Here is a 24766-nt window from a genome sequence, read left to right as displayed (position 1 = left end):
ACGTCAGTTCGAAATTCGGTAATGCGGTCCGGCGAATGGTTTCCCCGGGGAACGCGGGAGGCGCCCGGCGCGGCGTTCGCGTCGGGCGCCTCCGTCACCGGCCGGCGGCCGGTCAGGCCTCGCGGCTCAGCATCGCGTCCACCGCCCGGGCGGCGGCGCCGCCGTCGTCCAGGTCGCAGTACTTGGCGCGGAACGCCGCGTACTTCCCGGCGTACTCGTCGGCGACCTCGTCCACCCGGCCGAGCGCGGCGACCAGCTCCGCGGAGGTGGCCAGCAGTGGGCCGGGCGCCTCCGCCTCGAAGTCCAGCGAGAAACCGCGCAGGTTGTCGCGGTAGTGCGCCAGGTCGTAGGTGAAGAACAGGATCGGCTTGCCGGTGGTGGCGAAGTCGAACGTCGAGGCCGCGTAGTCCGTCACCAGCACGTCGGCGACCAGCAGCAGCTCGGCCATGTCCGGGTAGCTGCTGACGTCCCACAGGTAGCCGTTGCCGACGCCCTCGATCTGCTCGCGGACGTTGGAGTGCCGGCGGACCAGCAGCACCTGGTCGTCCCCGAGCGCGGCCTGCGCCGCCTCCAGGTCCAGCTGGAGGTTCAGCTGGTATCCGCCGTAGTGGCGGCGCCGGTCCTCGCGCCAGGTCGGCGCGTACAGCACGACCTTCTTGCCCTCCGGCAGGCCGAGCCGCTCGCGCACCCGCTCCGCGGTCTTCTCCTTGTCGGGGGAGAAGAAGAGGTCGTTGCGCGGCAGGCCGCTCTCCAGGATCTCGCCCTTGAAGTCGAACGCCCGGCGCAGCACCGGGGCCGCCCAGGTGCTGCCGGCCAGCAGCAGGCTCCAGTTCGGGACCTCCTCGGCGAGGCCCTTCAGGTAGTGCGCGTCGGTGAACCAGACCTTCTCGAAGTCGTGGCCGACCTGCTTCAGCGGCGAGCCGTGCCAGGTCTGCAGCACGATCTGGCCGGGCCGGCGGACGAAGAAGTCCGGGAGGTGGGCGCTGGTCACGATGTACTTCGCGGTCGCGAGCGTCTCGAACCACTCCGGGCTCCAGAGCCGGACGGCACCGGCCGACTGCGGCAGGTCCGCCTGGAGGTCGTCGGTGCCCCACAGGTGCTCCAGCGGCAGGCCGCGGCGCACCAGCTCCTCGTGGATCGCCCGCGGGGAGTCCGCGTAGAGACCGCCGAGCGCGACGTTGTAGAGCACCGTGTCGCGCAGCGGCAGCCGGCGGGCGGCCGGGTAGTCGACCTTCCGCAGCTGGCGCTGGCGCCAGCCGCTGCGCTCCTCCGGGAGCAGTATGTTCTCCGACTCCAGCTGCAGGCCGTCGTGGTGGCGGCGCTCCAGGACGATCCGCTTGCCGCGGGCCTCCACCTCCAGCGGCAGGCCGTCCCAGCACTCGGGCGCGATCAGCGCGTACGAGGCCATGTCCTCGTGGTAGGTGACGCCGACCGGGCGGAACGAGATGTTCCAGCCGCCCTGGGCCAGCGGCACGTTGCCCGCGAAGGACGCGGTCGGCACGGCCGGCAGCGCGGTGCGGAACCGGCCGTCGGTGATCTCCACCGGATAGACGTGCTGCTCCTCGCCCCAGTGGTGACGGGCGACCAGCTCCCAGCGGTGGGTGCCGGGCAGCGGGAAGGTGCCGCTCAGCAGGAAGCCGTCCGCGCCGCGCGAGGAGACCTCGTGCACTATCGGCTGCAGCAGCTGGTCCAGGAACTGCAGGTAGCCGCTCGGGGAGGGCTTGGAGTACAGGGCGCGCCGCTCCGCGGGGGCGGCCTTCGCGTTCAGCACCAGGTTGAGCTGCTCCGGCGCGTTCCGGTCGTCCCAGACGAGCGGCACCGCGGTGCCGTCGGCCAGCACCAGGGTGGTGTCCCAGCGGTCGCGGGCGCGCTCCTCGGCGATCGGGTCCAGCTCGGCCCAGCTCTCGCGGATCGCGGTCAGCTCGGCGATCGGGAAGGAGGCGTGGAACTGCTGGAGGCCGCCGACCGCGGAACCCGCCGTCACCGGGAAGAGCAGCTCCCGCTCGGACTCGACGTGGGTGAGCCGCAGCCGGGCCCCGGCGAGCCGGACGCCGGAGCGGGCCGCACCGGCCACCTCGACGCCGCCGCCCTCCGCGGCGATCCCGGTCACCCGGGCCCTGACGTTCTCCACCCGAAGGTAGACGCTGCCGTCGCGGACGAACGGGACCACCCGGACGTCCGGCTCGACCCAGTGCGAGGGCTGGTAGAGCGCGCTGTCCGCCCAGCCGGCCCACATCCGGCCCTTGTAGACGCCGCCCTTGCCCGCGCCGGCGATGAGGACGCGCCAGTTGCCGTCCTTCCACTGGCCGCGGTGCTTGAGCTTGGCCGGGTCCAGGGCGACGGTGAAGCCGGCCCAGTCGCAGTTGTACAGGTCGTGGTGGTTGGTGGCGGTGGCCTCGGGGCTGTACTGGGTCTTCATCGGCACGGCGATGACCCGGCGGCCCTTGGCCTCGCGCAGCACCAGCGTGCGCACCATGTCGTGCTTGTTGGCCGCGCCCAGCTGCTCCGGGTACGCGTGGCCGGTCAGCCGCAGCCGGCCGCCCTCCCAGTGCGCGCCGTAGAGGCGGCTGCGGATCACCGTGGAGTTGCGCAGGCTCAGCAGGCCCGGCGGCACGCTCTTGCGGCCGCCGCGCAGGAACGGGTAGTCGGCGTACGGGCGCAGCAGGCCCTTGGCGATGACGCCGCCGTTGCTCTCGCCCTCGTACTTGATCTGCTCGACGAACTCGTCGATCCGGCCCTGCAGGGTCAGGTGGTACTTCAGGCGCAGCGGCGCGCGCAGCTTCTTGACCTGCTCGGGGCCGATCGCGCGCAGCAGCCGGCTGACGCAGCGGATGTAGGCCTCCCGGTACTCCTTGTCGCCGTCCACGACGGACCAGAAGAACATCGGGATCTCCTCGACGAGGGTGTTCTCGTCGTAGGACCTCAGGTACTCGGCGAAGCGCGGCTCGGTCTGCTTCCTCAGCCAGCCGCGGACCAGCTCGACCGAGGTGACGCGGTCGATCAGGCCCTTCGGGTTGGTGCGCATCTGGGTGATCGACATCTCGCCGACCTCGCGCTCGCGCCAGTGGTAGATCGGCTCGGAGAGCACGTCCACGCTCTTGGCGAGGTAGTGGTGCGGCACGCTGACCGGCGCGTCCTCGTACAGGATGCCCTCGGGGTAGAGGATGCCGGCCGCGTCGAAGAAGGAGCGGCGGTACACCTTGTTCCACGCGGTGCGGTCGGTGACCAGCGAGGGGATCTCGGTGATGTGCGTCTTCAGCACGGTCTTGGCGAACGGCCGGCTGTGGCCGCCCGACTGGTAGTAGCCGATCGCCCGGAACCGCAGCACGTTGCCGGTGGCGAAGTCGGACCCGGTCTCGTCGAGCGTGTTGATCATCAGCTCGTACGCGCTGGGCGGCATCGAGTCGTCGCTGTCGACGAAGCAGAGGAACTCGGCGTCCGGGTCGATGTGCCGGATACCGGTGTTGCGGGCCGCGCCGAGGCCCTTGTTGACCTGGCGGACCAGCCGGAACCGGGAGTCCTTGGCGGCGTACGCCTCGGCGAGGGCGGCGCTGTCGTCCTTCGAACCGTCGTCGACCATGACGCACTCGAAGTCCGTGAACGTCTGGGCGGCGATCGAGTCGAGGCACTCCACGAGGTAGCGCTCGACGTTGTAGATCGGGACGACGATGGAGAGGCGGGGAGCCATCGGCTACGCAGGCCTTTCTCTGGAAGGAGCGTGGCAGCCCGGTTCGGGGTCTGACCGCACTTTGATCGGTGCGTACGTGCCCGTCGATCCTACCGTCCGGTCCGAGGGCCCCCGGGGACCGGTCCGGGGCCCCCACTACCCTGGGGCCATGCCCCGCTTCAGTGTGATCGTGCCGGTCTACGGCGTCGAGGAGTACCTCCCCGCCTGCCTCGCCTCGGTGCTCGGCCAGGAGGGCCCGGACTTCGAACTGATCGCGGTGGACGACCGCTCCCCGGACGGCTGCGGCGCCCTGCTCGACGACGCCGCCGCCCGCGACCCCCGGGTGCGGGTGCTGCACCTGCCGGAGAACGTCGGCCTCGGCCGGGCCCGCAACGCCGGCCTGGAGGTCGCCTCCGGCGACTACGTGCTGTTCCTGGACAGCGACGACACCCTGACCCCCGGTCTGCTCGGGGCGGTGGACGAGCGGCTCGCGGCCGGCGGCGACCCGGACGTCCTGGTCTACGACTACGCCCGCACCCACGCCGACGGCCGGGTCGTCCGGGCCGCCTCGGCCAAGGTCTTCGGGGCACCCTCCCGGGAGGTCTTCGACCTCGCCGACCGCCCCGACCTGCTGGAGCTCCTCCAGGTGGTCTGGAACAAGGCCTACCGCCGCGACTTCGTCACCGCCCAGGGCCTCGTCTTCCCGGCCGGCTACTACGAGGACACCCCCTGGACGTACCCGGCGCTGCTCGCCGCCCGGAGCATCACCCTGCTCGACCGGGTCGGCGTCCACTACCGCCAGCGCCAGGAGGGCGGCAACATCCTGGCCACGGCGAGCCGCAAGCACTTCGACGTCTTCGGCCAGTACGACCTGGTCTTCGCCTTCCTGGACGGCCGCCCCGAGCTGGACCGCTGGCGCCCGGTGGTCTACGGCCGGATGCTGCACCACCTGAACACCGTGGTCTCCCGGCCCGGCCGGGTCCCGCCCGGCGACCGCCGGGAGTTCTTCCGCCGGGCCGCCGAGCACTGCGCCCGGCTGCGCCCGGCCGGCTACCGGCCGTCCGGCGGGATGGCCGGGCTGCGCACCGAACTGCTCGGCCACGGCCGCTACACCGCCTACCAGGCGGTCCGCGCCCTGGCCCGGGCCCGCCGGATGGTCCGCCGCTAGGGTCCGTTGCGGGGTCCGCCGCCGGATCCGTTGCGGGGCCTGCCGCCCGGCCCCCGCGACTCCCCGGTCCCGGGCCGCGTCCGGCGTCCGTTCGGGGGACGCGCCGGGTATAACCGGACGGTGGACTTCCTGACCCGCCTCCCGGTGATCGGCCCGCTCGTCGCGCGGGTGCTGCACAGCCGTCCGTACCGCGCCTACGAGCACTTCACCGCGCTGCGCGGCAACCGGCTGGCCGGCGCGGTCACCTTCTTCGGCTTCCTCGCGCTCTTCCCGCTGCTGACGGTCGCCCTGGCGGTCGCGGTGGCGACCCTCAGCGACAGCCGGGTCGAGGAGGTCCAGCACCGGATCTCCGACCAGCTGCCCGGCATCTCGGACGCGCTCAACCTGCCCGCGCTGGTGGCCAACGCCGGCGCGGTCGGCCTGGTCGGCGGGATCCTGCTGGTGCTGTCCGGCCTCGGCTGGGTGGACACCATGCGGACCTCGGTCCGCGACCTCTGGCAGCTACCCGACGAGGAGGGCAACCCGCTGCTGCGCAAGGCCTGGGACTTCCTGGTGCTGGGCGGCCTGGGCCTGGTCTCGCTGGTCTCGCTCGGCGCCTCGGCGGCCGGCACCACGCTGGCGGGCCGGATCGCCGACCGGCTGGGCCTGGGGGCGGGCGGCCACCTGCTCACCGCGGCCGGCCTGCTGATCGCGGTGGGCTCGGACATGCTGCTCTTCGCCTACCTGCTGGCGCCGTTCCCGCGGATCGGCCACCAGCGCCGGCGGGACGTCCTGCAGGCCGCGCTGATCGGCGCGGTCGGCTTCGAACTGCTGAAGGTCCTGCTCTCCTCCTACCTCGGCTCGGTCGCCGGGCGGAGCCTGTACGGGGCCTTCGGCGTGCCGGTGGCGCTGCTGCTCTGGATCAACTTCGTCTGCCGGCTGCTGATGTTCTGCGTGGCCTGGACCGCCACCGCCGACCCGGCGGCGGCCCGGGACCGGGCCCGGGCGCGGGCCGCGGCGCTGGTCGAGGCCGCCGACCGGGAGGAGGCCGCGGCGCGCGGGCCCGCCGGGAAGGCCGCGGACGACGGGCACGAGCGGAACGACGGGCACCGGGGGGACGCCGGGGGGAAGCCGCGGGCCCGCCCCCGGGAGTGAGCGCGGGCCCGCGGGCGGGGCGTCAGCCGGCCCGGCCGCGCCGCCGGCCCAGGAGCAGCAGGGCGCCCGCGCCGCCCGCGGTCAGCGCCAGCGCCACGGCGATCCAGCCGGCCGGGCCGATCCCGCCGTCCGGCCCGGCCGGTCCGTCCGCGCGCCCGGCGGCCGGCCCGGTGGCGGCGTCGGTGGGGGAGGGGTGCGGGGGCGGTGCGGGCGCCCCCGCCGTGCCGCCCGCCTGACCGGTCGGCGCCGGGGCGGCCTCGCCCTCCTCGACCAGCTTCCCGACCGGGGTGACCCGGCCGGCCGCCGCGAAGCCCCAGTCCAGCAGCGCGGCCGTCTCGTCGTAGACCTTCTGGTAGGTCGTCGGGTGCATCACCGTCACCAGCAGGGTGCGGCCGCCCCGTTCGGCGGCGCCGACGAAGGTGGAGCCGGCGTTGGTGGTGAAACCGTTCTTCACGCCGATCAGCCCGGGGTACCTGCCGAGCAGCCGGTTGGTGTTGGCGACCCCGAAGCTGCCGCGCTGCCCGGTGTTCCGGTCCACCGCGCCGGGGAACAGCGTGTCGCGGGTCGCGCAGTACATCCGGAAGTCCGGGTTGCGCAGCCCCGCCCGGGCGAACAGCGTCAGGTCGTACGCCGAGGAGACCTGCCCCTCCGCGTCGTAGCCGTCCGGCGACACCACCCGGGTGTCCCGGGCCTGCAGCGCCTCCGCCCGCGCCTGCATCTCGGTGACGGTCCGCTGCACCCCGCCGTTCATGTGCGCGAGGACGTGCACCGCGTCGTTGCCCGAGCTCAGGAACACCCCGCGCCAGAGGTCCTCGACCCGGTAGTCGAGGTCCTCCTTGATGCCGACCAGGCTGCTGCCGGCGCCGATCCCCTGGATCTCCTCGGGCGCGACCCGGTGCACGGTTTCGCGGTCGAACTTGGGCAGCACGGTGTCCGCGAAGAGGATCTTCAGGGTGGACGCCGGGGCGAGCCGCAGATGCGGATTGCTGGCCGCCAGCACCTCGCCCGAGGCCGCGTCGGCGACGATCCAGGACTGCCCGGTGAGGTCGCCCGGCAGCGGCGGGGCGTCCGCCAGCGGATTCACCTGGACCCCCGGGAGCCCGAGTCTCTCACCGCCGACCACGGCCGACGGGGGCGGCGGCTCGAACGGGGCCGCGACGGCCACCGGCGCGGCGAGCAGGAGCGGGAGGGCCGCGGCGGGCGCGGCGAGCAGACGTGCGATCTTCGAGCGAGTGGGCACCAGCAGACGGTACCCAAGCCGGGCCCCCGCCGTCCGCCCCTCACCCCGGGAGGGGGGCGCCGTCCGCCGAACGGACCCCCGCGCATACTGGGGGAGCACCCCGTCTTCACCATCCCGCCCCACCGAGGACCGCCCCATGAAGCTCAGCCGCCGCACCTCCTGGTTCCTGACCGCCTTCGGCGTCTGGTCCATGATCATCTGGACCACCTTCGTCAAGAACCTCTGGAAGGACTCCGGCGGTCAGGCCTTCACCGGCGGCGACCACTCCCAGCCCACCGCCTTCTTCTGGGTCCACCTGCTCCTCGCCGTGACCTCCTTCGTCCTCGGCGTCACCGTCGGCTCGGTCGGCGTCCGCGGCCTGCGCGCCACCCGGCGCCGGCCGGCCGCCGGCTGAACCGCGGTCCGGCCGGAAGGCACGGCGGGCCCGCGGACCGGGCCCGGGCAGCACGCGGGCCCCCGCCCGATCGGTGGATCGGACGGGGGCCCGTGACGTGCGCGGCCCGGATCAGAAACGGCGGGTGACCAGCGCCCGCTTCACTTCCTGGATCGCCTTGGTGACCTCGATGCCACGCGGGCAGGCCTCCGAGCAGTTGAAGGTGGTCCGGCAGCGCCAGACGCCCTCGCGGTCGTTCAGGATCTCCAGCCGCTGCTCCGCACCCTCGTCGCGCGAGTCGAAGATGAAGCGGTGCGCGTTGACGATCGCGGCCGGGCCGAAGTACTGGCCGTCGTTCCAGAACACCGGGCAGGACGACGTGCACGCGGCGCACAGGATGCACTTGGTGGTGTCGTCGAAGCGCTCGCGATCCTCGGCGGACTGCAGGCGCTCACGGGTCGGCTCGTTCCCCTTGGTGATGAGGAACGGCATGACGTCCTTGTACGCCTGGAAGAACGGGTCCATGTCCACGACCAGGTCCTTGAGGACCGTCAGGCCCTTGATGGCCTCGATCGTGATCGGCTTCTCCGGGTTGACGTCCTTCAGGAGCGTCTTGCAGGCCAGCCGGTTGCGGCCGTTGATCCGCATGGCGTCGGAGCCGCAGATGCCGTGGGCGCAGGAACGGCGGTAGGTGAGGGTGCCGTCCTGCTCCCACTTGATCTTGTTGAGCGCGTCCAGGACGCGCTCCTTCGGGTCCATCTCCAGCTGGTAGTCGACCCACACCGGGTCCGGGTGCTCCTCCGGGTTGAACCGGCGGATCCGGACGGTGACGGTGATCAGCTTGGTGCCGCCGGCCTCGACCGCGTCCAGAGCGGCCGAGTGCTTCTCCATCGTCGGAGTGCTCATCAGTACTTACGCTCCATCGGCTGGTAGCGGGTCGTGACGACCGGCTTGTAGTCGAGGCGGATGGAGGTGCTGCCGTCGGCGGCGACCTCCTGGTACGCCATGGTGTGCTGCATGAACTTCACGTCGTCACGGGTCGGGAAGTCCTCGCGGTAGTGACCGCCGCGCGACTCCTCGCGGGCGAGCGCGGAGACCGCCAGGACCTCGGCCAGGTCGAGCAGGTTGCCCAGCTCGACGGCCTCCAGCAGGTCCGTGTTGTAGCGGAAGCCCTTGTCCTGGATGGACACGTTCTTGTAGCGCTCCTTCAGCGCGGCGATGTCCTCGACCGCCTGCTTCAGGGTGGCGCCGGTGCGGTACACCATCGCGTTGGCGTCCATGGTCTCCTGCAGCTCCTTGCGGATCTGCGCCACGGACTCGGTGCCGGTGGCCTCGCGCAGGTTGTCGACCAGCTCCTGGACCAGCTGCTCCGGGTTCTCCGGCAGCGGCACGAACTCGTTCGCCTCGGAGAACTGCGCGGCGGCGATGCCCGCGCGGCGGCCGAACACGTTGATGTCCAGCAGCGAGTTGGTGCCCAGGCGGTTGGCGCCGTGCACGGACACGCAGGCGACCTCGCCGGCCGCGTACAGGCCCGGGACGATGTCGCTGTTGTTGCGCAGCACCTCACCCTCGACGTTGGTCGGGATGCCGCCCATGGCGTAGTGCGCGGTGGGCTGGATCGGGATCGGGTCCGTGTAGGGCTCGATGCCGAGGTAGGTGCGGGCGAACTCGGTGATGTCCGGGAGCTTGGCGTCCAGCTGCTCCGGCGGCAGGTGGGTCAGGTCCAGGTAGACGTGGTCGCCCTCGGGACCGCAGCCCCGGCCCTCGCGGATCTCGGTGTAGATCGCGCGGGAGCAGACGTCACGGGACGCGAGGTCCTTCATGACGGGGGCGTAGCGCTCCATGAAGCGCTCGCCGTCCTTGTTGCGCAGGATGCCGCCCTCGCCGCGGGCGCCCTCGGTGAGCAGGATGCCCATGCGCCAGATGCCCGTCGGGTGGAACTGGAAGAACTCCATGTCCTCCAGCGGCAGGCCGCGGCGGTAGGCCACCGCCTGGCCGTCACCGGTGAGGGTGTGCGCGTTCGAGGAGACCTTGAACATCTTGCCGGTGCCGCCGGAGGCGAAGACGACCGCCTTGGCCTGGAAGACGTGGATCTCGCCGGTCGCCAGCTCGTAGGCGACGACGCCCGCGGTGCGGCCCTCGTTGATCAGCAGGTCGAGGACGTAGAACTCGTTGAAGAACTCGACGCCGTGCTTGACGCAGTTCTGGAACAGCGTCTGCAGGATCATGTGGCCGGTGCGGTCGGCCGCGTAGCAGGAACGGCGGACCGGGGCCTCGCCGTGGTTGCGGGAGTGGCCGCCGAAGCGGCGCTGGTCGATCCGGCCCTGCTCGGTCCGGGAGAAGGGCAGGCCCATCTTCTCCAGGTCGAGGACGGCGTCGATGGCCTCCTTGCACATGATCTCGGCGGCGTCCTGGTCGACCAGGTAGTCACCGCCCTTGACCGTGTCGAAGGTGTGCCACTCCCAGTTGTCCTCCTCGACGTTGGCGAGGGCGGCGCACATGCCGCCCTGGGCCGCGCCGGTGTGGGACCGGGTGGGGTAGAGCTTGGTCAGGACGGCGGTGCGGCTGCGCTGCGTCGACTCGATGGCGGCGCGCATGCCGGCGCCGCCGGCGCCGACGATGACGGTGTCGTACTGGTGAATCTGCATGGGGGGTTAACTCGCCTCTGGCCTCTGCCGATTTCCGATGAGCTGCGGTCGGTCGTCGGCTCAGATGTTGGGGTCGAAGGTGAAGATCACCAGGGTGCCGAGCAGCACGGTGAACACCGTGGCGGTACCCATGAGGCCCTTCAGCCAGAGCCGGGTGGAGTCCTTCTCGGCGTAGTCGTTGATGACCTGCCGCATGCCGTTGGCGCCGTGGAGCATGGCGAGCCAGAGCATCGTGAGGTCCCAGACCTGCCAGAACGGCGAGGCCCAGCGGCCGGCCACGAAGGCGAAGCCGATCTTGGCGACACCGCCGTCGAGCACCAGCATGATCAGCAGGTGGCCGAGGATCAGCACCACGAGGACGATGCCGGACAGGCGCATGAACAGCCACGCCAGCATCTCGAAGTTGGTGCGGGTGCGGCGCGGGGTCTTCTTGGTCCGCTGGCGGGCCGGCTCGATCACGAAGGCGTCGGCCGGGTTGCCCGTGCCGAGGCCCTTGCCGGTGTGCGCCTGGGCGGACGGGACCACCACAGCGTCGGAGATTTCCGTGGACATGTCTCAGATCACTTCCCGAACCAGGAGGTCAGCGTGTGCTGCAGGATCGGGTAGAAGGCGCCGGCCATGAGGACGACCCACACTCCGACCACGGACCAGAGCATCTGCTTCTGGTACTTCGGGCCCTTCGACCAGAAGTCGACGGCGACGACGCGAAGGCCGTTCAGGGCGTGGAACAGGATGGCGGCCACCAGGCCGTACTCCATCAGGTTCACGAGCGGCGTCTTGTACGTCTGGATGACGGTGTCGTACGCCTCGGGCGACACCCGCACCAGCGCGGTGTCCAGGACATGGGCGAACAGGAAGAAGAAGATGAGGACGCCGGTGACTCGATGAGCCACCCAGCTCCACATGCCTTCCCGGCCGCGGTACAGCGTTCCAGCCGGCACGGAAAAACCCTCCGGAAGCGATTGGGGGCTCGGCCGGCTTCGGTGTCGGTCAGCCCGGCCGGGTACGGTCCACCGGCCGCGAGCATCCTATCGACGCGCTGTAGGGAACCGCCTCCGGGGGCCCGAGGTGTGATCAAACAGGCACGACTGGCCTAGTTCGGCGGGAACCGGGGCCCGATTTGCCACCGGGGGTGACCGTCGCGTCGCTCGGAGTCGCGCTACGGTGGCCGACCCGTCCGACGCCGACACCCCGCCGAGGCCCCCGTGCCGCATTCCGCCCTCCGCCCGCCCCGCCCCCTGCTGCTGTCCGCGGCCGTGCTCCTCGCCGCCGGCTGCGCCGCTCCGGCGGGCGGCTCCGCCGACCTGGCCTCCGCCGCCCCGGCCCGTGAGCTGTCCGCCGCCGAACTGCGCGCCGCCGCGGTGGGCGACGCCGACCTCGGCCCCGGGTTCACCGTGACGGTGATCGCCCCGGGCCACGGCGAGACCGGCCCCGACGGCGGCCGGGAGGTCGCCGACAAGCCCGTCTGCCAGCCCCTGCTGGACGCGGTGGCCCCGGCGTCGGCGCCCGGGAGGCAGGCCGCGGGGGCCGGGCCCACGCCGGTCTCCGCGGTGCCGTACGCGGAGACCGATCTGAGCGTGGCCCTGGCGTCCGACCCGGCGGGCAGCCTCTACGGCGGACTGCTCGGCTACCGGGGGGACCGGGCGGCCCGGCTGCAGGCGGAGCTGACGGGGCTGTTCGGCCCGTGCGCGGAGTTCGTCTCGACGGCGCCGCCGCCCCCGGCGGAGAAGGGCCGGGGCCCGATCCGCACCGTGCACCGGCTGACGCGCGACGACACGCCCACGCCCGGGGGAGCGGACGGGGCGGCGGGTTTCACCCTGACGAATGAATCGGGTGCGGTGGTGCTCGCGCAGCGTGCCGTCCTGGCGAGGGTCGGTCCGGCCCTGGTGGTGTTCAGCACGGTGGGGGTGGGTGCCGAGGCGCCGCCCGCGCCGGACGAGCGGGTCGTCGGGCGGCAGGTGGCCAAGCTGCGGGCGGCCCAGCGGGGCTGATGCCCCCGCCGGGCCGCGCCGCTAGCGGGCCGCCGCCCTGGAGTGGGTGGCGACCAGGTGCTCCAGGCGGGTGAGGGCGATCCGGCGCAGCTGGTCGGCCGAGACCAGACGCTCCTCGTCGGGGTCGTTGGCGAGCCGGGTGCGGATGGACCCGAGGACGGCGTCGAGCATCTCCTCGGGGTCGATGCCCTCCAGGCAGACCACGAAGACGTGGCCGAACCGGGCCTCGTAGGCGGCGTGGGCCGCCCGCAGGGCGGTGTGCGCCGCCTGGCTGCCGGGTGCGCGCATGCCCAGGAGCGGCTGCGGCATCCAGCTCTCGTCCGCCAGCGCCTCGGCCAGGTCGGCCGGGCGCAGGTCGTACGAGGCCTCGCTGGCTGCGGCGAGCAGGGACTCTATGTCGGGGTAGGGCCGGTGCGCGGTGAGCCGCAGCGCCCACCGGTGACTGCCGCAGCAGGCCAGCAGGGCCTCCTCCGCGGCTCCGGCGTCGGCCTCGTTGAATCGGTGGAGTCCGAGGAGGGTCGGTTCGTCCCGGGGGTCGGGTCTCGGGGACGGGATGTCGCTGGCCAGCGGGTCCTCCTCGTGAGGGCGGGAAGGTGCCGGTGATGAGGGGCGGGTGGAGCGGTGCGGATGAAGCGCCGGTGAAGCCAGGTGAAGTATGAGGCTGCGGAACGGCGTCCAACGCCTGTCCGGCCGCGCTCCACGGTAGTTGAGCGGTCATCAGTTGGGGAGGGCGCGCGCGGATTTCATCCGAACGAGCTATCAAGTTGTGACGTTGACACCCCGGTGTCAGCGCCCTCCCCGTCGGCGGCCCGTCAGGAGCACCTCGTCCCGGCGGCCGGCAGCGTGCCCTCGGTGAGGTAGGCGGCGAGGGCCGCGTCTATGCAGCCGTTCTCCGCGCCGAAGGCGCCGTGCCCCTCGCCCTGGAGGGTGAGCAGGGTGGCGTCGGCGAAGCCCTTGGCCAGCGCCTCGGCGGCGGCGTAGGGGGTGGCCGGGTCGCCGGTGGTGCCGACGACCAGGATCGGGGCCGCGCCCTCGGCCCGGATGGTGTGCGGCTGCTCGGCGGGCTTGACCGGCCAGGCGGGGCAGGCGCTGTCGTACAGGTCGTCGACGGTGATGCGCCCGCCGCGCACCGGCGCCCCCTCGTGGATCCTCTGCACGGCCCGCTGGGCCTCCTCCGCGGAGGGGGCCGGGACGCCGTCGGCGCAGCGGACGGCGTTGAAGGCGTCCTCCTGGGAGCTGTAGTGGCCCTTCGCGTCCCGGCCGTTGTAGTCGTCGGCGTAGGCGAGCAGGTAGTCGCCCCGGCCGGTCGTCATGGCCTGCGCGAGGGAGTACCGCAGGTACTGCCAGGCGGTCTTCTGGTCGCCGTAGAGCAGCCGGTCGACGCCGGTCCAGGCGAGCTTGGTGCCGAGCCCGCGGCCGCTCTCGGTGGGCAGCGGCTTCTCCCGCAGGCCCTCCAGGAAGTCGGCGGCCTTCCCGGCCGCCTTGGCGGGGTCCTTGCCGAGCGGGCACTCGGCCGCGTGCTTCTCGACGCAGTCCGCCGCGAAGCGCTGGAACGACCGGTCGAAGCCGATCACCTGGTCGACCACGCCGTCCACCCTGTTCGCGGACGGGTCGACGGCGCCGTCGAGGACCAGCCGGCCGGTGGTCGCCGGGAACTCCTCGGCGTAGACCGCGCCGAGGTAGGTGCCGTAGGAGACGCCGAGGTAGTTGAGCTTCGGGTCGCCCACGGCGGCGCGCAGCACGTCCAGGTCGCGGGCGGTGTTGCGGGTGCCGACGAAGGGCAGCAGCCTGCCGGACCTGGCCTGGCAGGCGGCGATGAAGTCGGCGTTCTGCTTCTCCGCCTGGGCCTTGGCCGCCTGCGGGTCGGCCGGCTCGTCGGCCGCGTTGACGGCGTCGCGCTGCCGGTCGTCCAGGCAGGCGACCGGTGAGCTCTCGCCGGTGCCGCGCGGGTCGAAGCCGACGACGTCGTAGCGGTCGTGCAGGGCCCCCCGGAACGCCTTGTCGAAGTCCTTGACCATCTGGATCCCGGAGGCGCCCGGGCCGCCGGGGTTGACCATCAGCGAGCCGAGCCGCTGGTCCTGCCTGGCGGCGGGGTTCTTGATCAGCGCGAGTTCGAGCGTCTCGCCGGAGGCGTCGGTGTAGTCGAGCGGGACGCGCAGCCGGCCGCACCGCATCGCCGACAGGTCGGTCTTCCGCTCGGCGGCCGCCGGGTCCGGCGGGCAGGCGGCCCAGGTGATCCGCTGGCCGTAGAACGGCTTGAGCGCCGGGTCCTCGGCGCCCTTGGGCCTCACCGTGGGCGTGGGCGTGGGCGCGGCGGCCGGGGCCGTGGCCGGGGACGAGGAGGCCGGGGCGGAGGCGGCCGAGGGGGCGGCGGCCCGCTCCCCGGAGGGCTCGCCGTTCCCCTGGCACGCGGTGGCGAGGAGGAGGCCGCCGGCCGCGAGGGCGGCCGGCAGCAGGCGCGGGCGGGCGGCCCGGTGACTGTTCATCGCACGTGTGTACCACCCGGGGGCGACGGTTCGGGTACCGACCCCCGCCGGGCCGCCCGGCCGCGGCCGGTGCGTCAGAGCTCCCGGTGCACCTTGTGGTTGGCGGCCTGGGCGCGCGGCCGGACCACCAGCAGGTCGATGTTGACGTGCGGGGGCCGGGTGACCGCCCAGGCGACGGTGTCGGCGACGTCCTCGGAGGTGAGCGGCTCGGCGACGCCCGCGTACACGGCGGCGGCCTTCTCCTCGTCGCCGCGGAAGCGGGTCACCGCGAAGCCCTCGGAGCGCACCATGCCCGGGGCGATCTCGATCACCCGGATCGGCTCCCCGCACAGCTCCAGCCGCAGCGTCGCGGCGATGGTGTGCGCCGCGTGCTTGGCCGCGACGTACCCGCCGCCGCCTTCGTACGCGGCCAGTGCGGCCGTGGAGGAGAGCACCAGGACCGTGCCGTCCCCGCTCGCCCGCAGGGCCGGCAGCAGCGCCTGGGTCACGTGCAGCACGCCGAGCACGTTCACCTGGTACATGGCCAGCCAGTCCGCCGGGTCGCCGCTCTCGACGCTCTCCGCGCCGATCGCCCCGCCGGCGTTGTTCACCAGTACGTCCACCCGGCCGACCGAGGCCGCGAAGGCGTCCACGGCGGCCCGGTCGGTCACGTCCAGGGTGCGGGCCCTGGCCGAGCCGCCCCGTTCGCCGATCTCCTTCGCCAGCTCCTCGATCCGGTCGGTCCGGCGGGCGGTCAGCACCACGTCGAAGCCCTCGGCCGCGAGCCGGCGGGCGGTCGCCGCGCCGATCCCGCTGCTCGCGCCGGTGACCACGGCCACTTTCTGCTCGGTCATTGCCACTCCTGAGATGTCCGGTCGGTTCGGCCGATCATCTCAAGGCCGCCGGCGCCGGACCGCGGGAGGAGCGGACCCGCCGGCCGAACCCGCGGCGGACCCCGGGACCGCCGGCCGGCCCGCCCGGCCCCGGGATCCGGAGGCCCGGCCGCCCGGGGGCCCCTTCGGCCCGGGGCGCGCTGTGCGGGGCGCGGTGTGCGAGGGCCGGCATGTTCCGGTCGAACGCTTTTGAGCCAATGTTCGGGCGTCCGGAACCCGTGCGGAGCCGTCCGGGCGGCCGTCAACCGCCCGGTCGAGCCCGCCGTGACCTTGATCGCCGGTGGTCGTTGCACAGGGCAGGCATCATGGGGAAGGCGGCTGAAACAAGATGTCATACCCACCAGCGCGGCCGGTATGCGCCCATCCGGGGACTTCTTTGCGGGAAGTCGGGCCAAATCCCCCCAACAGGCCTACTGTTGGGGAGATGAACCGTCGTGAGTCCGCCCAGTCGGCCGTCACCCTCACCGCTGCCCGCCCCGCCGCCGGTCTCCGCGACCGGGTCCGGGCGCTGGAGCCCGAGCTGATCGCCTTCCGGCGGGACCTGCACCGGCACCCGGAGCTGGGCCGCCAGGAGTTCCGTACCACCGGCCTGCTGCGCGACCGTCTGGTCGCCGCCGGCCTCGCCCCCCGGATCCTCCCGGGCGGCACCGGAATGCTCGTCGACATCGTTCCCGGATCCGCCCCGGCCGGGGCGGAGATCCTGGCCTTCCGCGCCGACATCGACGCCCTGCCGATCGACGACGCCAAGACCGACGTCCCCTACCGTTCGACGGTCCCCGGCCGGGCCCACGCCTGCGGCCACGACGTGCACACCTCGGTGCTGCTCGGCACCGCGCTGGTGCTCGCCGAGGCGGCCCGCGGCGGTGAGCTGCGCCGCCCGGTCCGGATGGTCTTCCAGCCCGCCGAGGAGGTCATGCCCGGCGGCGCGCTCGACGTCATCGCGGCCGGCGGCATGGAGGGCGTCGGACGGATCTTCGCCGTGCACTGCGACCCCAAGGTGGAGGTGGGCCGGGTCGGCCTGCGGGTGGGCGCCATCACCTCGGCCTGCGACCGCCTGGTGCTCCACCTGGACGGCCCCGGCGGCCACACCGCGCGTCCGCACCTGACCACCGACCTGGTCACCGCGATCGCCCGCACCGCCGCCGAGCTGCCGGCCGCGCTGGCCCGCCGGATGGACCCGCGCTGGGGCGTCTCGCTGGTCTGGGGCCGGATCGCGGCCGGCTCCGCGCCGAACGTCATCCCGCAGCACGGGGAGCTGGAGGGCACCGTCCGCTGCCTGGAGCTGGCCGGCTGGCGGGAGGCCCCGGACCTGCTGCACGAGCTGATCGCCAAGCTCGCCGAGACCTACCGGGCCAAGTGGACGCTGGACTACCACCGGGGCGTGCCGCCGGTGGTCAACGAGGCGGTCTCGGTGGGCCTGCTGGAGGCGGCGATGACCGCGCGCTTCGGCCGCGGCGGCGCGACCGTGGTGGAGGACACCGAGCAGTCGCTCGGCGGGGAGGACTTCTCCTGGTACCTGGAGCACGCGCCCGGCGCGCTGGCCCGGCTCGGCGTCCGCGCCCCCGGGGACGCCACCGTCCGGGACCTGCACCAGGGCCGCTTCGACGTCGACGAGCGGGCGATCGGGGTCGGCGTCGAGCTGTTCACCGCCCTGGCGCTGGAGCCTGGTACGCCCTGACGTCCCCCGCGCTCCCACTCGTACCGACTCGTACCGATCCGTACCGACTCGCACCGACCGGAACCGGACACCCCCCAGGGGTGTCCGGTTTGTCGTCATACCGGTCGTATTTTTCGTTCCGTAGACTGGGCGCGCCGGTTTCCACCACGGTTTGATAACAACCCCAACGCTCCGGCGCACTGTGACACAACCGTGTTCTACGCGCGTTACGGTGGCGTCCGACCACGCTCATCGGGTGCGTGTGAGAAGGAGAAACTCCCTTGCGCCGTTCTACTAAGCTCGCCGCGGTTGTGCTCTCGGGTTCCCTGGGCATCGCCTCGCTCGCCGCTTGCGGCGCAAAGAGCAACGACACCACCGCCTCCGCCGGCTCGTCCGACGGTGGCCTGAAGGTCGGCATGGCCTACGACATCGGCGGCCGTGGCGACCAGTCGTTCAACGACTCCGCCGCCCGTGGCCTGGACAAGGCCAAGTCCGAGCTGGGTGTCGCGGTCACCGAGGCCGACGCCAAGACCGGTGAGGCCGAGGCCGACAAGGAGACCCGCCTCAAGAACCTGGTCTCCGCGGGCTACAACCCGATCATCGCGGTCGGCTTCGTGTACCAGCCGGCGGTCAACAAGATCGCCAAGGAGAACCCGAACGTCAAGTTCGCGATCATCGACTCCACCGACGCCGAGCAGCCCTCGAACGTCACCTCGCTGCTCTTCGCCGAGCAGGAGGGCTCCTACCTGGCCGGTGTCGCCGCCGCCAACAAGTCGAAGACCAAGCACGTCGGCTTCATCGGCGGTGTGCAGTCCGAGCTGATCAAGAAGTTCGAGGCGGGCTACCGCGCGGGCGTCAAGTCCGTCGACCCGAACATGCCGGTCGACGTCACCTACCTGACCACCCCGCCGGACTTCTCCGGCTTCGCCGCCCCGGACAAGGGCAAGGAGGCCGCGCAGGGCCAGCTCGACAAGGGCGCGGACGTCATCTACACCGCCGCCGGCTCCTCCGGCAACGGCGCCATCGAGGCCGTCGCCAACAAGCAGGGCGCGATGGCCATCGGCGTCGACTCCGACCAGGCCGCCCAGCCGGCTCTGGCCAAGTACAAGAACAGCATCATGACGTCGATGGTCAAGAACGTCGACAAGGCCGTGTTCTCGTACATCGAGTCCGCCAAGAAGGGCCAGATCTTCACCGGGGTGAAGAACTTCGACCTCAAGGCCGACGGTGTCTCGCTCGCCACCACCGGCAACAAGATCGACGACATCAAGGCCAAGCTCGACGAGGCGGCCAACGCCATCAAGAGCGGCGCCACCACCATCCCGACCGACCCGTCGAAGCTCGGCTGACGGCTCGACCGGACCGTCGCTGCCGCTGCCGCCTGCCCGGCAGCGCCATGATGGACGCAACATCAGGGAGGGGCCCGGAAGGGTGCGCTCAGTGCGTACCCCCGGGCCCCGTCCCGTCCCCCCCGCTTTCCCGCTTTTGGCCCTCCAGCGCAACGACGCGCCTCCAGACCACCAGGAGACCGCCATCACCGCATCCGAACCCGCCCGGACCACGGGCGGTAACCCCAGCGCGGGGACGGCGACACCGGCCGTCGAACTGCGCGGCATCACCAAGCGCTTCCCCGGCGTCGTGGCCAACCACGACATCAACCTCACCGTCCGCACCGGCACCGTGCACGCCCTCATGGGCGAGAACGGCGCCGGCAAGTCGACGCTGATGAAGATCCTCTACGGCATGCAGAAGCCGGACGAGGGCACCATCGCGATCAACGGCGAGACCTGTGAGTTCAACAGCCCCGGCGACGCCATCGCGCGCGGCATCGGCATGGTGCACCAGCACTTCATGCTCGCCGACAACCTCACCGTCTGGGAGAACGTCGTCCTCGGCGGCGAGCACCTGCACGGCATCGGCGCCGGCGCCAGGAAGAAGATCAGGGAGATCTCCGACCAGTACGGCCTGGGCGTGCGCCCGGACGCGCTGGTCGAGGACCTCGGGGTCGCCGACCGCCAGCGCGTCGAGATCCTCAAGGTGCTCTACCGCGGCGCCAAGATCCTCATCCTCGACGAGCCCACCGCGGTGCTCGTCCCGCAGGAGGTCGACGCGCTGTTCGACAACCTGCGGGAACTGAAGTCCGAGGGCGTCACCGTCATCTTCATCTCGCACAAGCTGCACGAGGTGCTCTCGGTGGCCGACGCGATCAGCGTCATCCGCCGCGGCACCACCGTCGGCGACGCCGACCCGGCGAACGTCACCGCCCGCCAGCTCGCCGAGCTGATGGTCGGCGCCGAGCTGCCCTCCCCGGAGAGCCGCGAGTCGACCGTCACCACCGACGAGATGCTGCGCGTCGAGGGCCTGCGGATCGCCAGGACCGACGCCGAGGGCATCGAGCGCGTCGTCCTCGACGACATCTCGCTGCGCATCCACAAGGGCGAGATCCTCGGCATCGCCGGCGTCGAGGGCAACGGCCAGGCCGAACTGGTCGAGGCCGTCATGGGCATGCTCCCGCTGGACGGCGGCACCGTCGCCCTGGACGGCAAGGACCTCTCCGGCACCCTGACCAGGGCCCGCCGCGAGGCCGGCATCGGCTACATCCCCGAGGACCGCCACCGGCACGGCCTGCTGCTGGAGGCCCCGCTCTGGGAGAACCGGATCCTCGGCCACGTCAGCGAGCGTCCCAACTCCAGGGGGCCGCTGCTCGACCCGGCCGCCGCCCGCCGGGACACCCAGCGGATCGTCGAGGAGTACGACGTCCGCACCCCCGGCATCGAGGTCACCGCGGCCTCGCTCTCCGGCGGCAACCAGCAGAAGCTGATCGTCGGCCGCGAGATGAGCCACGAGCCCAAGCTGCTGATCGCCGCCCACCCCACCCGCGGCGTGGACGTCGGCGCCCAGGCGCAGATCTGGGAGCACATCCGGGTCGCCCAGCGGGCCGGCCTCGCGGTGCTGCTGATCTCCGCCGACCTGGACGAGCTGATCGGCCTCTCCGACACCATCCGGGTGATCTACCGCGGCCGGCTGGTCGCCGACGCCGACCCGGCCACCGTGACCGCCGAGGACCTCGGCACCGCGATGACCGGTGCCGCCGGCGGCCACCTGGAGTCCGAGCCGGAGGCCCTCGCCGAGGCGCAGGCCCGCGCGGCCGAGGGCACCGAAGCAGCGCCGTCCGACACCCCCACCGACACCGCCGACGACCAGCAGGCGGGGGAGTAGCCACATGACCAGTCCCAAGCCCGCGCCCACCGCCCCCGCCGCACCCGCGGCCAAGGGCGGCCCGGCGCAGCGGTTCAGCGGCGAGAAGATCGTGCTCGCCCTGGCGGCGCCGGTGCTCGCCGTCGTGCTGTCCCTCGTCATCTGCTCGCTGCTCCTGGCGACCTCGGGCAAGAACCCGTTCGACGCCTGGAACGTGATGATCACGTACGGCACCAAGTCGGACGGCCAGGTGGCCATCCTCAACCGGTCCACCACGTACTACCTCGCCGCCGCGGCCGCCGCCTTCGGCTTCCGCATGAACCTCTTCAACATCGGCGTCGAGGGCCAGTACAAGATCGCCGCGCTGTTCGCCGCCTTCGTCGGCAGCCAGGTCGACCTCCCGGCGATCGTCCAGATCCCGCTGCTGCTGGTGACCGCGATGCTGGTCGGCGGCATGTGGGCGGGCGTCGCCGGCCTGCTGAAGGTCTACCGCGGCGTCAGCGAGGTCATCTCGACCATCATGCTGAACTCGATCGCCACCGCGGTGGTCGGCCTGCTGCTCGTCCCCGGCATCTTCGCGCCGGAGAAGGGCACCACCAGCAACTCCATCCAGACCGCGCCGATCTCGGAGTCGAGCCACTTCTTCTCGATCGGGACCGACGGCGGCCCGCTCTGGGGCTTCATCGTGATCGCCGTCGTGGTCGGCGTGGCGTTCCAGTTCACCCTGAACCGCACCCGCTTCGGCTTCGACCTGCGTGCCACCGGCCGCTCGGAGAGCGCGGCCACCGCGTCCGGCGTCAACGTCAAGCGCATGGTCATCACCTCGATGGCGGTCTCCGGCGCGCTGGCCGGCCTGATCGGCCTGCCCGAGCTGACGCAGAACTCGTACTACTTCGGGCAGAGCTTCCAGCCGGGCCTCGGCTTCCTGGGCATCTCGGTCGCCCTGCTCGGCCGCAACAGCCCGATCGGCATGGCCTTCGCCGCCCTGCTCTTCGCGTTCCTCGACTCGACCGGCTCCCAGCTGCCGCTGCCGCAGAACGGTGAGTTCCCGTTCGAGATCGTCGACGTCATGAAGGGCACCATCGTCATCTGCGTCGTCGTCGCCTACGAGCTGGTCCGCCGCTACGGCCTGAAGCGCCAGCAGCAGAAGGTCGGCGCCGAACTCGCCGCCCAGGCTGCCGCCGCGGCCGCCCAGAAGAAGGAGGTGTCGGCGTGAGCACCGCTACGGCAGTCCGCGCGAAGACGTCCGGCGGCGCGCCCGCCAAGAAGCGCAAGTTGACCTGGCCGGTGGTGCTGCTGCTGATCGCCGGTGCCCTCGTCCTCTTCTCGGCCGTCGGCATGATCACCGACAACCACTCGCTGACCTCCTCCGGGCAGATCACCGCGGCTCTCGGCGCGGCCGTCCCGATCGGCATGGCCGGTCTCGGCGGTCTCTGGTCCGAGCGGGCCGGCGTCGTCAACATCGGCCTCGAAGGCATGATGGTCGCCGGCACCTTCTGCGGGGCCTGGGGCGGCTACCTGGTCAACCCCTGGTTCGGCCTGGTGGCCGGCATGCTCGGCGGTGCGCTCGGCGGTCTGCTGCACGCGGTCATCACGGTGACCTTCGGCGTCGACCACATCGTCTCCGGCGTCGGCATCAACCTGCTGATCCCCGGCATCTGCGCGTACGTCAACCGGATCTACTACAAGGACTACATCTCGGTGGGCGCCGGTGCGAACCAGTCCCCGCCGGCCGATCCGCTGCCGTACCTCACCGTCCCGGGCCTGTCCTCCTGGCTGAAGGACATCGAGTCCCACCACTGGTTCCTGGTCTCCGACGTGGCCGGCGTGCTGGGCGGCCTGGTCACCAACCTGTCGGTGGTCGTGATCCTGGCCGGCGTGCTGATCGTGGCCAGCTACTTCGCCCTGTGGCGGACCGTCTTCGGTCTGCGGCTGCGCTCCTGCGGCGAGAACCCGACCGCCGCCGAGTCGCTGGGCGTCAACGTCTACAAGTACAAGTACCTGGCGGTCGTCGCCTCGGGCGCCTTCGCGGGTCTCGGCGGCGCGTACCTCTCGCTGGTCGCCGCGCACTTCTACAAGGACGGCCAGACCCTGGGCCGCGGCTTCATCGGCCTCGCGGCGATGATCTTCGGCAACTGGATGCCGGGCGGCCTCGCCGTCGGCGCCGGCCTGTTCGGCTTCACCGACAGCCTCCAGCTGCGCGACCCGGAGTCGGTGCACGTGCTGATCCTGGTGGTCGCCATCGCGATGGTGCTGCTGGCGGCCTGGCACCTCTACCGCCGCAGGTTCACGTCCGGGGCGATCTCCGCGGTGGTCTCCGGCGGTCTGTTCGTCTGGTACTTCACCACCGAGGAGGTGCAGCGTCCGCTGATCGTCGCGACGCCGTACGTGATCACCCTGGTGGTGCTCTCGCTGGCCTCGCAGCGGCTGCGGCCGCCGAAGGCCGACGGGCAGATCTACCGCAAGGGCCAGGGCAAGTGACGGCGGCCGGGGAGACGGCGGTCGACTGGCCGGCGCTGCGGACGGCCGCGCGCGAGGCGATGGGCCGCGCGTACGCGCCGTACAGCAGGTTCCCGGTCGGCGCCGCCGCGCTGGTGGACGACGGCCGGGTGGTCACGGGCTGCAACGTGGAGAACGCCTCGTACGGGCTCGGGCTGTGCGCCGAGTGCGGCCTGGTCTCCACCCTGCACGCCACCGGCGGCGGCCGGCTGACCGCCTTCACCTGCGTGGACGGGGCCGGCGAGCTGCTGATGCCGTGCGGGCGCTGCCGCCAGCTGCTGTACGAGCACGGCGGACCGGAGCTGCTGATCGAGCTGCCGTCCGGCGTGCGGCCGATGAGCGAGGTCCTGCCCGACGCCTTCGGCCCCGAGCGGCTGTAGCGGAGCGGCTCTGGCCCTGCCGTTTGTTACGCGCGTAGAGTGTCGCGGGTCGGACCTGATCGGTCCGCCCGCGGCACTCTTCGTTTTCGAACACCTCCGCTTTCTGAACCTCTCTTGGAGCAATGGAGCAACCATGGACGCCATCTCCGTCATCAGGACCAAGCGCGACCGCGGAGAGCTGAGCGACGCTCAGATCGACTGGGTCATCGACGCCTACACCCGCGGCGAGGTCGCCGACGAGCAGATGTCCGCCCTGGCCATGGCCATCCTGCTGAACGGCATGAACCCGGGCGAGATCAGCCGCTGGACGGACGCGATGATCCGCTCCGGCGTCCGGATGGACTTCTCCTCGCTCGCGCGGCCCACCAGCGACAAGCACTCCACCGGCGGCGTCGGCGACAAGATCACCCTGCCGCTCGCCCCGCTGGTCGCGGCCTGCGGCGCCGCCGTTCCGCAGCTGTCCGGCCGCGGCCTCGGCCACACCGGCGGCACCCTCGACAAGCTGGAGTCCATCCCCGGCTGGCGCGCCCTGCTCTCCAACGAGGAGATGCTGCGGGTGCTGCGGGACGCCGGCGCGGTCATCTGCGCGGCCGGCGACGGCCTCGCCCCGGCCGACAAGAAGCTGTACGCGCTGCGCGACGTCACCGGCACCGTCGAGGCGATCCCGCTGATCGCCTCCTCGATCATGTCCAAGAAGATCGCCGAGGGCACCGGCGCGCTCGTCCTGGACGTCAAGGTCGGCTCCGGGGCGTTCATGAAGAACATCGACGACGCCCGCGAGCTGGCCCGCACCATGGTCGGCCTCGGCACCACCGCCGGCGTCAACACGGTCGCCCTGCTCACCGACATGTCCACCCCGCTCGGCCTCACCGCGGGCAACGCGCTGGAGGTCCGCGAGTCCGTCGAGGTGCTGGCCGGCGGCGGCCCCGCCGACGTCGTCGAGCTCACCCTGGCGCTGGCCCGCGAGATGCTCGCCGCCGCGGGCGTGCACGGCAAGGACCCGGCCGACGCGCTGCGCGACGGCTCCGCGATGGACCACTGGCGCCGGATGATCTCCGCCCAGGGCGGCGACGTCGACGCCCCGCTGCCGGTCGCCCGCGAGCAGCACGTCGTCCCGGCCCCGGCCTCCGGCGTGCTCACCGGCCTGGACGCCTACGCGGTGGGCGTCTGCGCCTGGCGCCTGGGCGCGGGCCGGGCCCGCAAGGAGGACCCGGTGCAGGCCGGCGCCGGCGTCGAGATGCACGCCAAGCCCGGCGACACCGTGGAGGCGGGCCAGGCCCTGCTGACCCTGCACACCGACACCCCCGAGCGCTTCGGCTACGCGATCGAGGCCCTCGCCGGCGCCGTCACCGTCGCCCCGGCCGGCACCGGGTTCACCCCGAACCCGATCGTGCTGGACCGCATCGCCTGATGCTCCGGAGGTCCGCCCGCGCGCACCGGACCGGGCGTGCGC

20 protein-coding genes are annotated in these 24766 nt (G+C 72.3%); 11 read left to right on the top strand and 9 right to left on the bottom strand.

What is annotated here, in order from left to right:
• Nucleotides 1–112: 112 nt before the first annotated feature.
• Complete coding sequence (locus ACFCX4_RS11600; RefSeq protein WP_376140894.1) at nt 113–3688, bottom strand: CDP-glycerol glycerophosphotransferase family protein; 3576 nt, start codon at nt 3686–3688, stop codon at nt 113–115.
• Between the two features lie 148 nt (nt 3689–3836).
• On the opposite strand from ACFCX4_RS11600, the gene ACFCX4_RS11595 reads away from it, so the two are divergent.
• Together ACFCX4_RS11595 and ACFCX4_RS11590 are read left to right on the top strand one after the other, a co-directional pair.
• Nucleotides 3837–4835 (top strand): glycosyltransferase family 2 protein, encoded by a 999-nt coding sequence (locus tag ACFCX4_RS11595; protein ID WP_376140892.1) that lies wholly within the window; start codon nt 3837–3839, stop codon nt 4833–4835.
• 120 nt (nt 4836–4955) lie between these two features.
• Nucleotides 4956–5969, top strand: a complete 1014-nt coding sequence (locus ACFCX4_RS11590; RefSeq protein WP_376140890.1) for a YihY/virulence factor BrkB family protein — start codon at nt 4956–4958, stop codon at nt 5967–5969.
• A 22-nt stretch (nt 5970–5991) separates the two neighbouring features.
• Here the strand turns inward: ACFCX4_RS11590 and ACFCX4_RS11585 are convergent, their stop codons facing one another.
• A complete protein-coding gene (locus ACFCX4_RS11585; protein WP_376140888.1) occupies nt 5992–7209 on the bottom strand; it encodes a D-alanyl-D-alanine carboxypeptidase family protein in 1218 nt (405 codons plus the stop codon).
• Nucleotides 7210–7345: 136 nt separating this feature from the next.
• On the opposite strand from ACFCX4_RS11585, the gene ACFCX4_RS11580 reads away from it, so the two are divergent.
• A complete protein-coding gene (locus tag ACFCX4_RS11580) occupies nt 7346–7603 on the top strand; it encodes an SCO4848 family membrane protein (RefSeq protein ID WP_376140886.1) in 258 nt (85 codons plus the stop codon).
• 111 nt (nt 7604–7714) lie between these two features.
• On the opposite strand, the gene ACFCX4_RS11575 is transcribed toward ACFCX4_RS11580, so the two are convergent.
• Genes ACFCX4_RS11575 through sdhC form a run of 4 tightly spaced genes read right to left on the bottom strand, consistent with a single transcriptional unit; the run spans nt 7715 to nt 11171 of the window.
• A complete protein-coding gene (locus tag ACFCX4_RS11575) occupies nt 7715–8488 on the bottom strand; it encodes a succinate dehydrogenase iron-sulfur subunit (RefSeq protein WP_376140884.1) in 774 nt (257 codons plus the stop codon).
• Nucleotides 8488–10230, bottom strand: coding sequence for a succinate dehydrogenase flavoprotein subunit (gene sdhA, locus ACFCX4_RS11570; RefSeq protein WP_376140882.1), 1743 nt, complete (start codon nt 10228–10230; stop codon nt 8488–8490). Before sdhA ends, ACFCX4_RS11575 begins: the two co-directional genes overlap by 1 nt.
• 60 nt (nt 10231–10290) lie before the next feature.
• Nucleotides 10291–10782, bottom strand: a complete 492-nt coding sequence (locus tag ACFCX4_RS11565) for a succinate dehydrogenase hydrophobic membrane anchor subunit (protein WP_376140880.1) — start codon at nt 10780–10782, stop codon at nt 10291–10293.
• Nucleotides 10783–10790: 8 nt separating this feature from the next.
• Entirely contained in the window at nt 10791–11171 is a 381-nt protein-coding gene (sdhC, locus tag ACFCX4_RS11560; RefSeq protein WP_093861779.1) for a succinate dehydrogenase, cytochrome b556 subunit, read from the bottom strand.
• A 264-nt stretch (nt 11172–11435) separates the two neighbouring features.
• Between sdhC and ACFCX4_RS11555 the strand changes: the two genes are divergently transcribed.
• The gene (locus ACFCX4_RS11555; protein WP_376140878.1) at nt 11436–12221 is read left to right on the top strand and encodes a hypothetical protein; all 786 of its coding nucleotides are present in this window, start codon (nt 11436–11438) and stop codon (nt 12219–12221) included.
• A gap of 21 nt (nt 12222–12242) precedes the next feature.
• On the opposite strand, the gene ACFCX4_RS11550 is transcribed toward ACFCX4_RS11555, so the two are convergent.
• From ACFCX4_RS11550 to ACFCX4_RS11540, 3 genes are all read right to left on the bottom strand, one after another.
• Nucleotides 12243–12680, bottom strand: a complete 438-nt coding sequence (locus ACFCX4_RS11550) for a 2-oxo-4-hydroxy-4-carboxy-5-ureidoimidazoline decarboxylase (protein ID WP_376140913.1) — start codon at nt 12678–12680, stop codon at nt 12243–12245.
• Nucleotides 12681–13033: 353 nt separating this feature from the next.
• Nucleotides 13034–14707: an alpha/beta hydrolase gene (locus tag ACFCX4_RS11545; protein WP_376140876.1), complete on the bottom strand. Its 1674-nt coding sequence runs from the start codon at nt 14705–14707 to the stop codon at nt 13034–13036.
• 74 nt (nt 14708–14781) lie between these two features.
• The gene (locus tag ACFCX4_RS11540; protein ID WP_376140874.1) at nt 14782–15540 is read right to left on the bottom strand and encodes an SDR family oxidoreductase; all 759 of its coding nucleotides are present in this window, start codon (nt 15538–15540) and stop codon (nt 14782–14784) included.
• A 463-nt stretch (nt 15541–16003) separates the two neighbouring features.
• On the opposite strand from ACFCX4_RS11540, the gene ACFCX4_RS11535 reads away from it, so the two are divergent.
• The 7 genes from ACFCX4_RS11535 (at nt 16004) to ACFCX4_RS11505 (ending at nt 24724) form a co-directional block, all read left to right on the top strand.
• On the top strand, nt 16004–17257 hold the full coding sequence (locus tag ACFCX4_RS11535; protein WP_376140872.1) for an amidohydrolase: 1254 nt from the start codon (nt 16004–16006) through the stop codon (nt 17255–17257).
• Nucleotides 17258–17517: 260 nt separating this feature from the next.
• Nucleotides 17518–18585 carry a BMP family protein gene (locus ACFCX4_RS11530; RefSeq protein WP_376140870.1) on the top strand — a complete coding sequence of 356 codons (1068 nt, stop codon included), beginning with the start codon at nt 17518–17520 and terminating at the stop codon, nt 18583–18585.
• Between the two features lie 343 nt (nt 18586–18928).
• A complete protein-coding gene (locus ACFCX4_RS11525) occupies nt 18929–20455 on the top strand; it encodes an ABC transporter ATP-binding protein (RefSeq protein WP_376140911.1) in 1527 nt (508 codons plus the stop codon).
• A 4-nt stretch (nt 20456–20459) separates the two neighbouring features.
• Nucleotides 20460–21650, top strand: a complete 1191-nt coding sequence (locus tag ACFCX4_RS11520; protein ID WP_376140868.1) for an ABC transporter permease — start codon at nt 20460–20462, stop codon at nt 21648–21650.
• On the top strand, nt 21647–22915 hold the full coding sequence (locus ACFCX4_RS11515; protein ID WP_376140867.1) for an ABC transporter permease: 1269 nt from the start codon (nt 21647–21649) through the stop codon (nt 22913–22915). The genes ACFCX4_RS11520 and ACFCX4_RS11515 overlap by 4 nt, the downstream gene beginning before the upstream one ends.
• Entirely contained in the window at nt 22912–23313 is a 402-nt protein-coding gene (locus ACFCX4_RS11510; RefSeq protein ID WP_376140865.1) for a cytidine deaminase, read from the top strand. Before ACFCX4_RS11515 ends, ACFCX4_RS11510 begins: the two co-directional genes overlap by 4 nt.
• Nucleotides 23314–23446: 133 nt before the next feature.
• Nucleotides 23447–24724, top strand: coding sequence for a thymidine phosphorylase (locus ACFCX4_RS11505; protein WP_376140863.1), 1278 nt, complete (start codon nt 23447–23449; stop codon nt 24722–24724).
• Nucleotides 24725–24766 lie beyond the last annotated feature (42 nt).

The organism is Kitasatospora sp. NPDC056327, assembly GCF_042261735.1.
GTDB lineage: Bacteria > Actinomycetota > Actinomycetes > Streptomycetales > Streptomycetaceae > Kitasatospora.
Note: the sequence above shows the minus strand (reverse complement) of the source record. Positions and strands in the feature narration are given on the sequence as shown.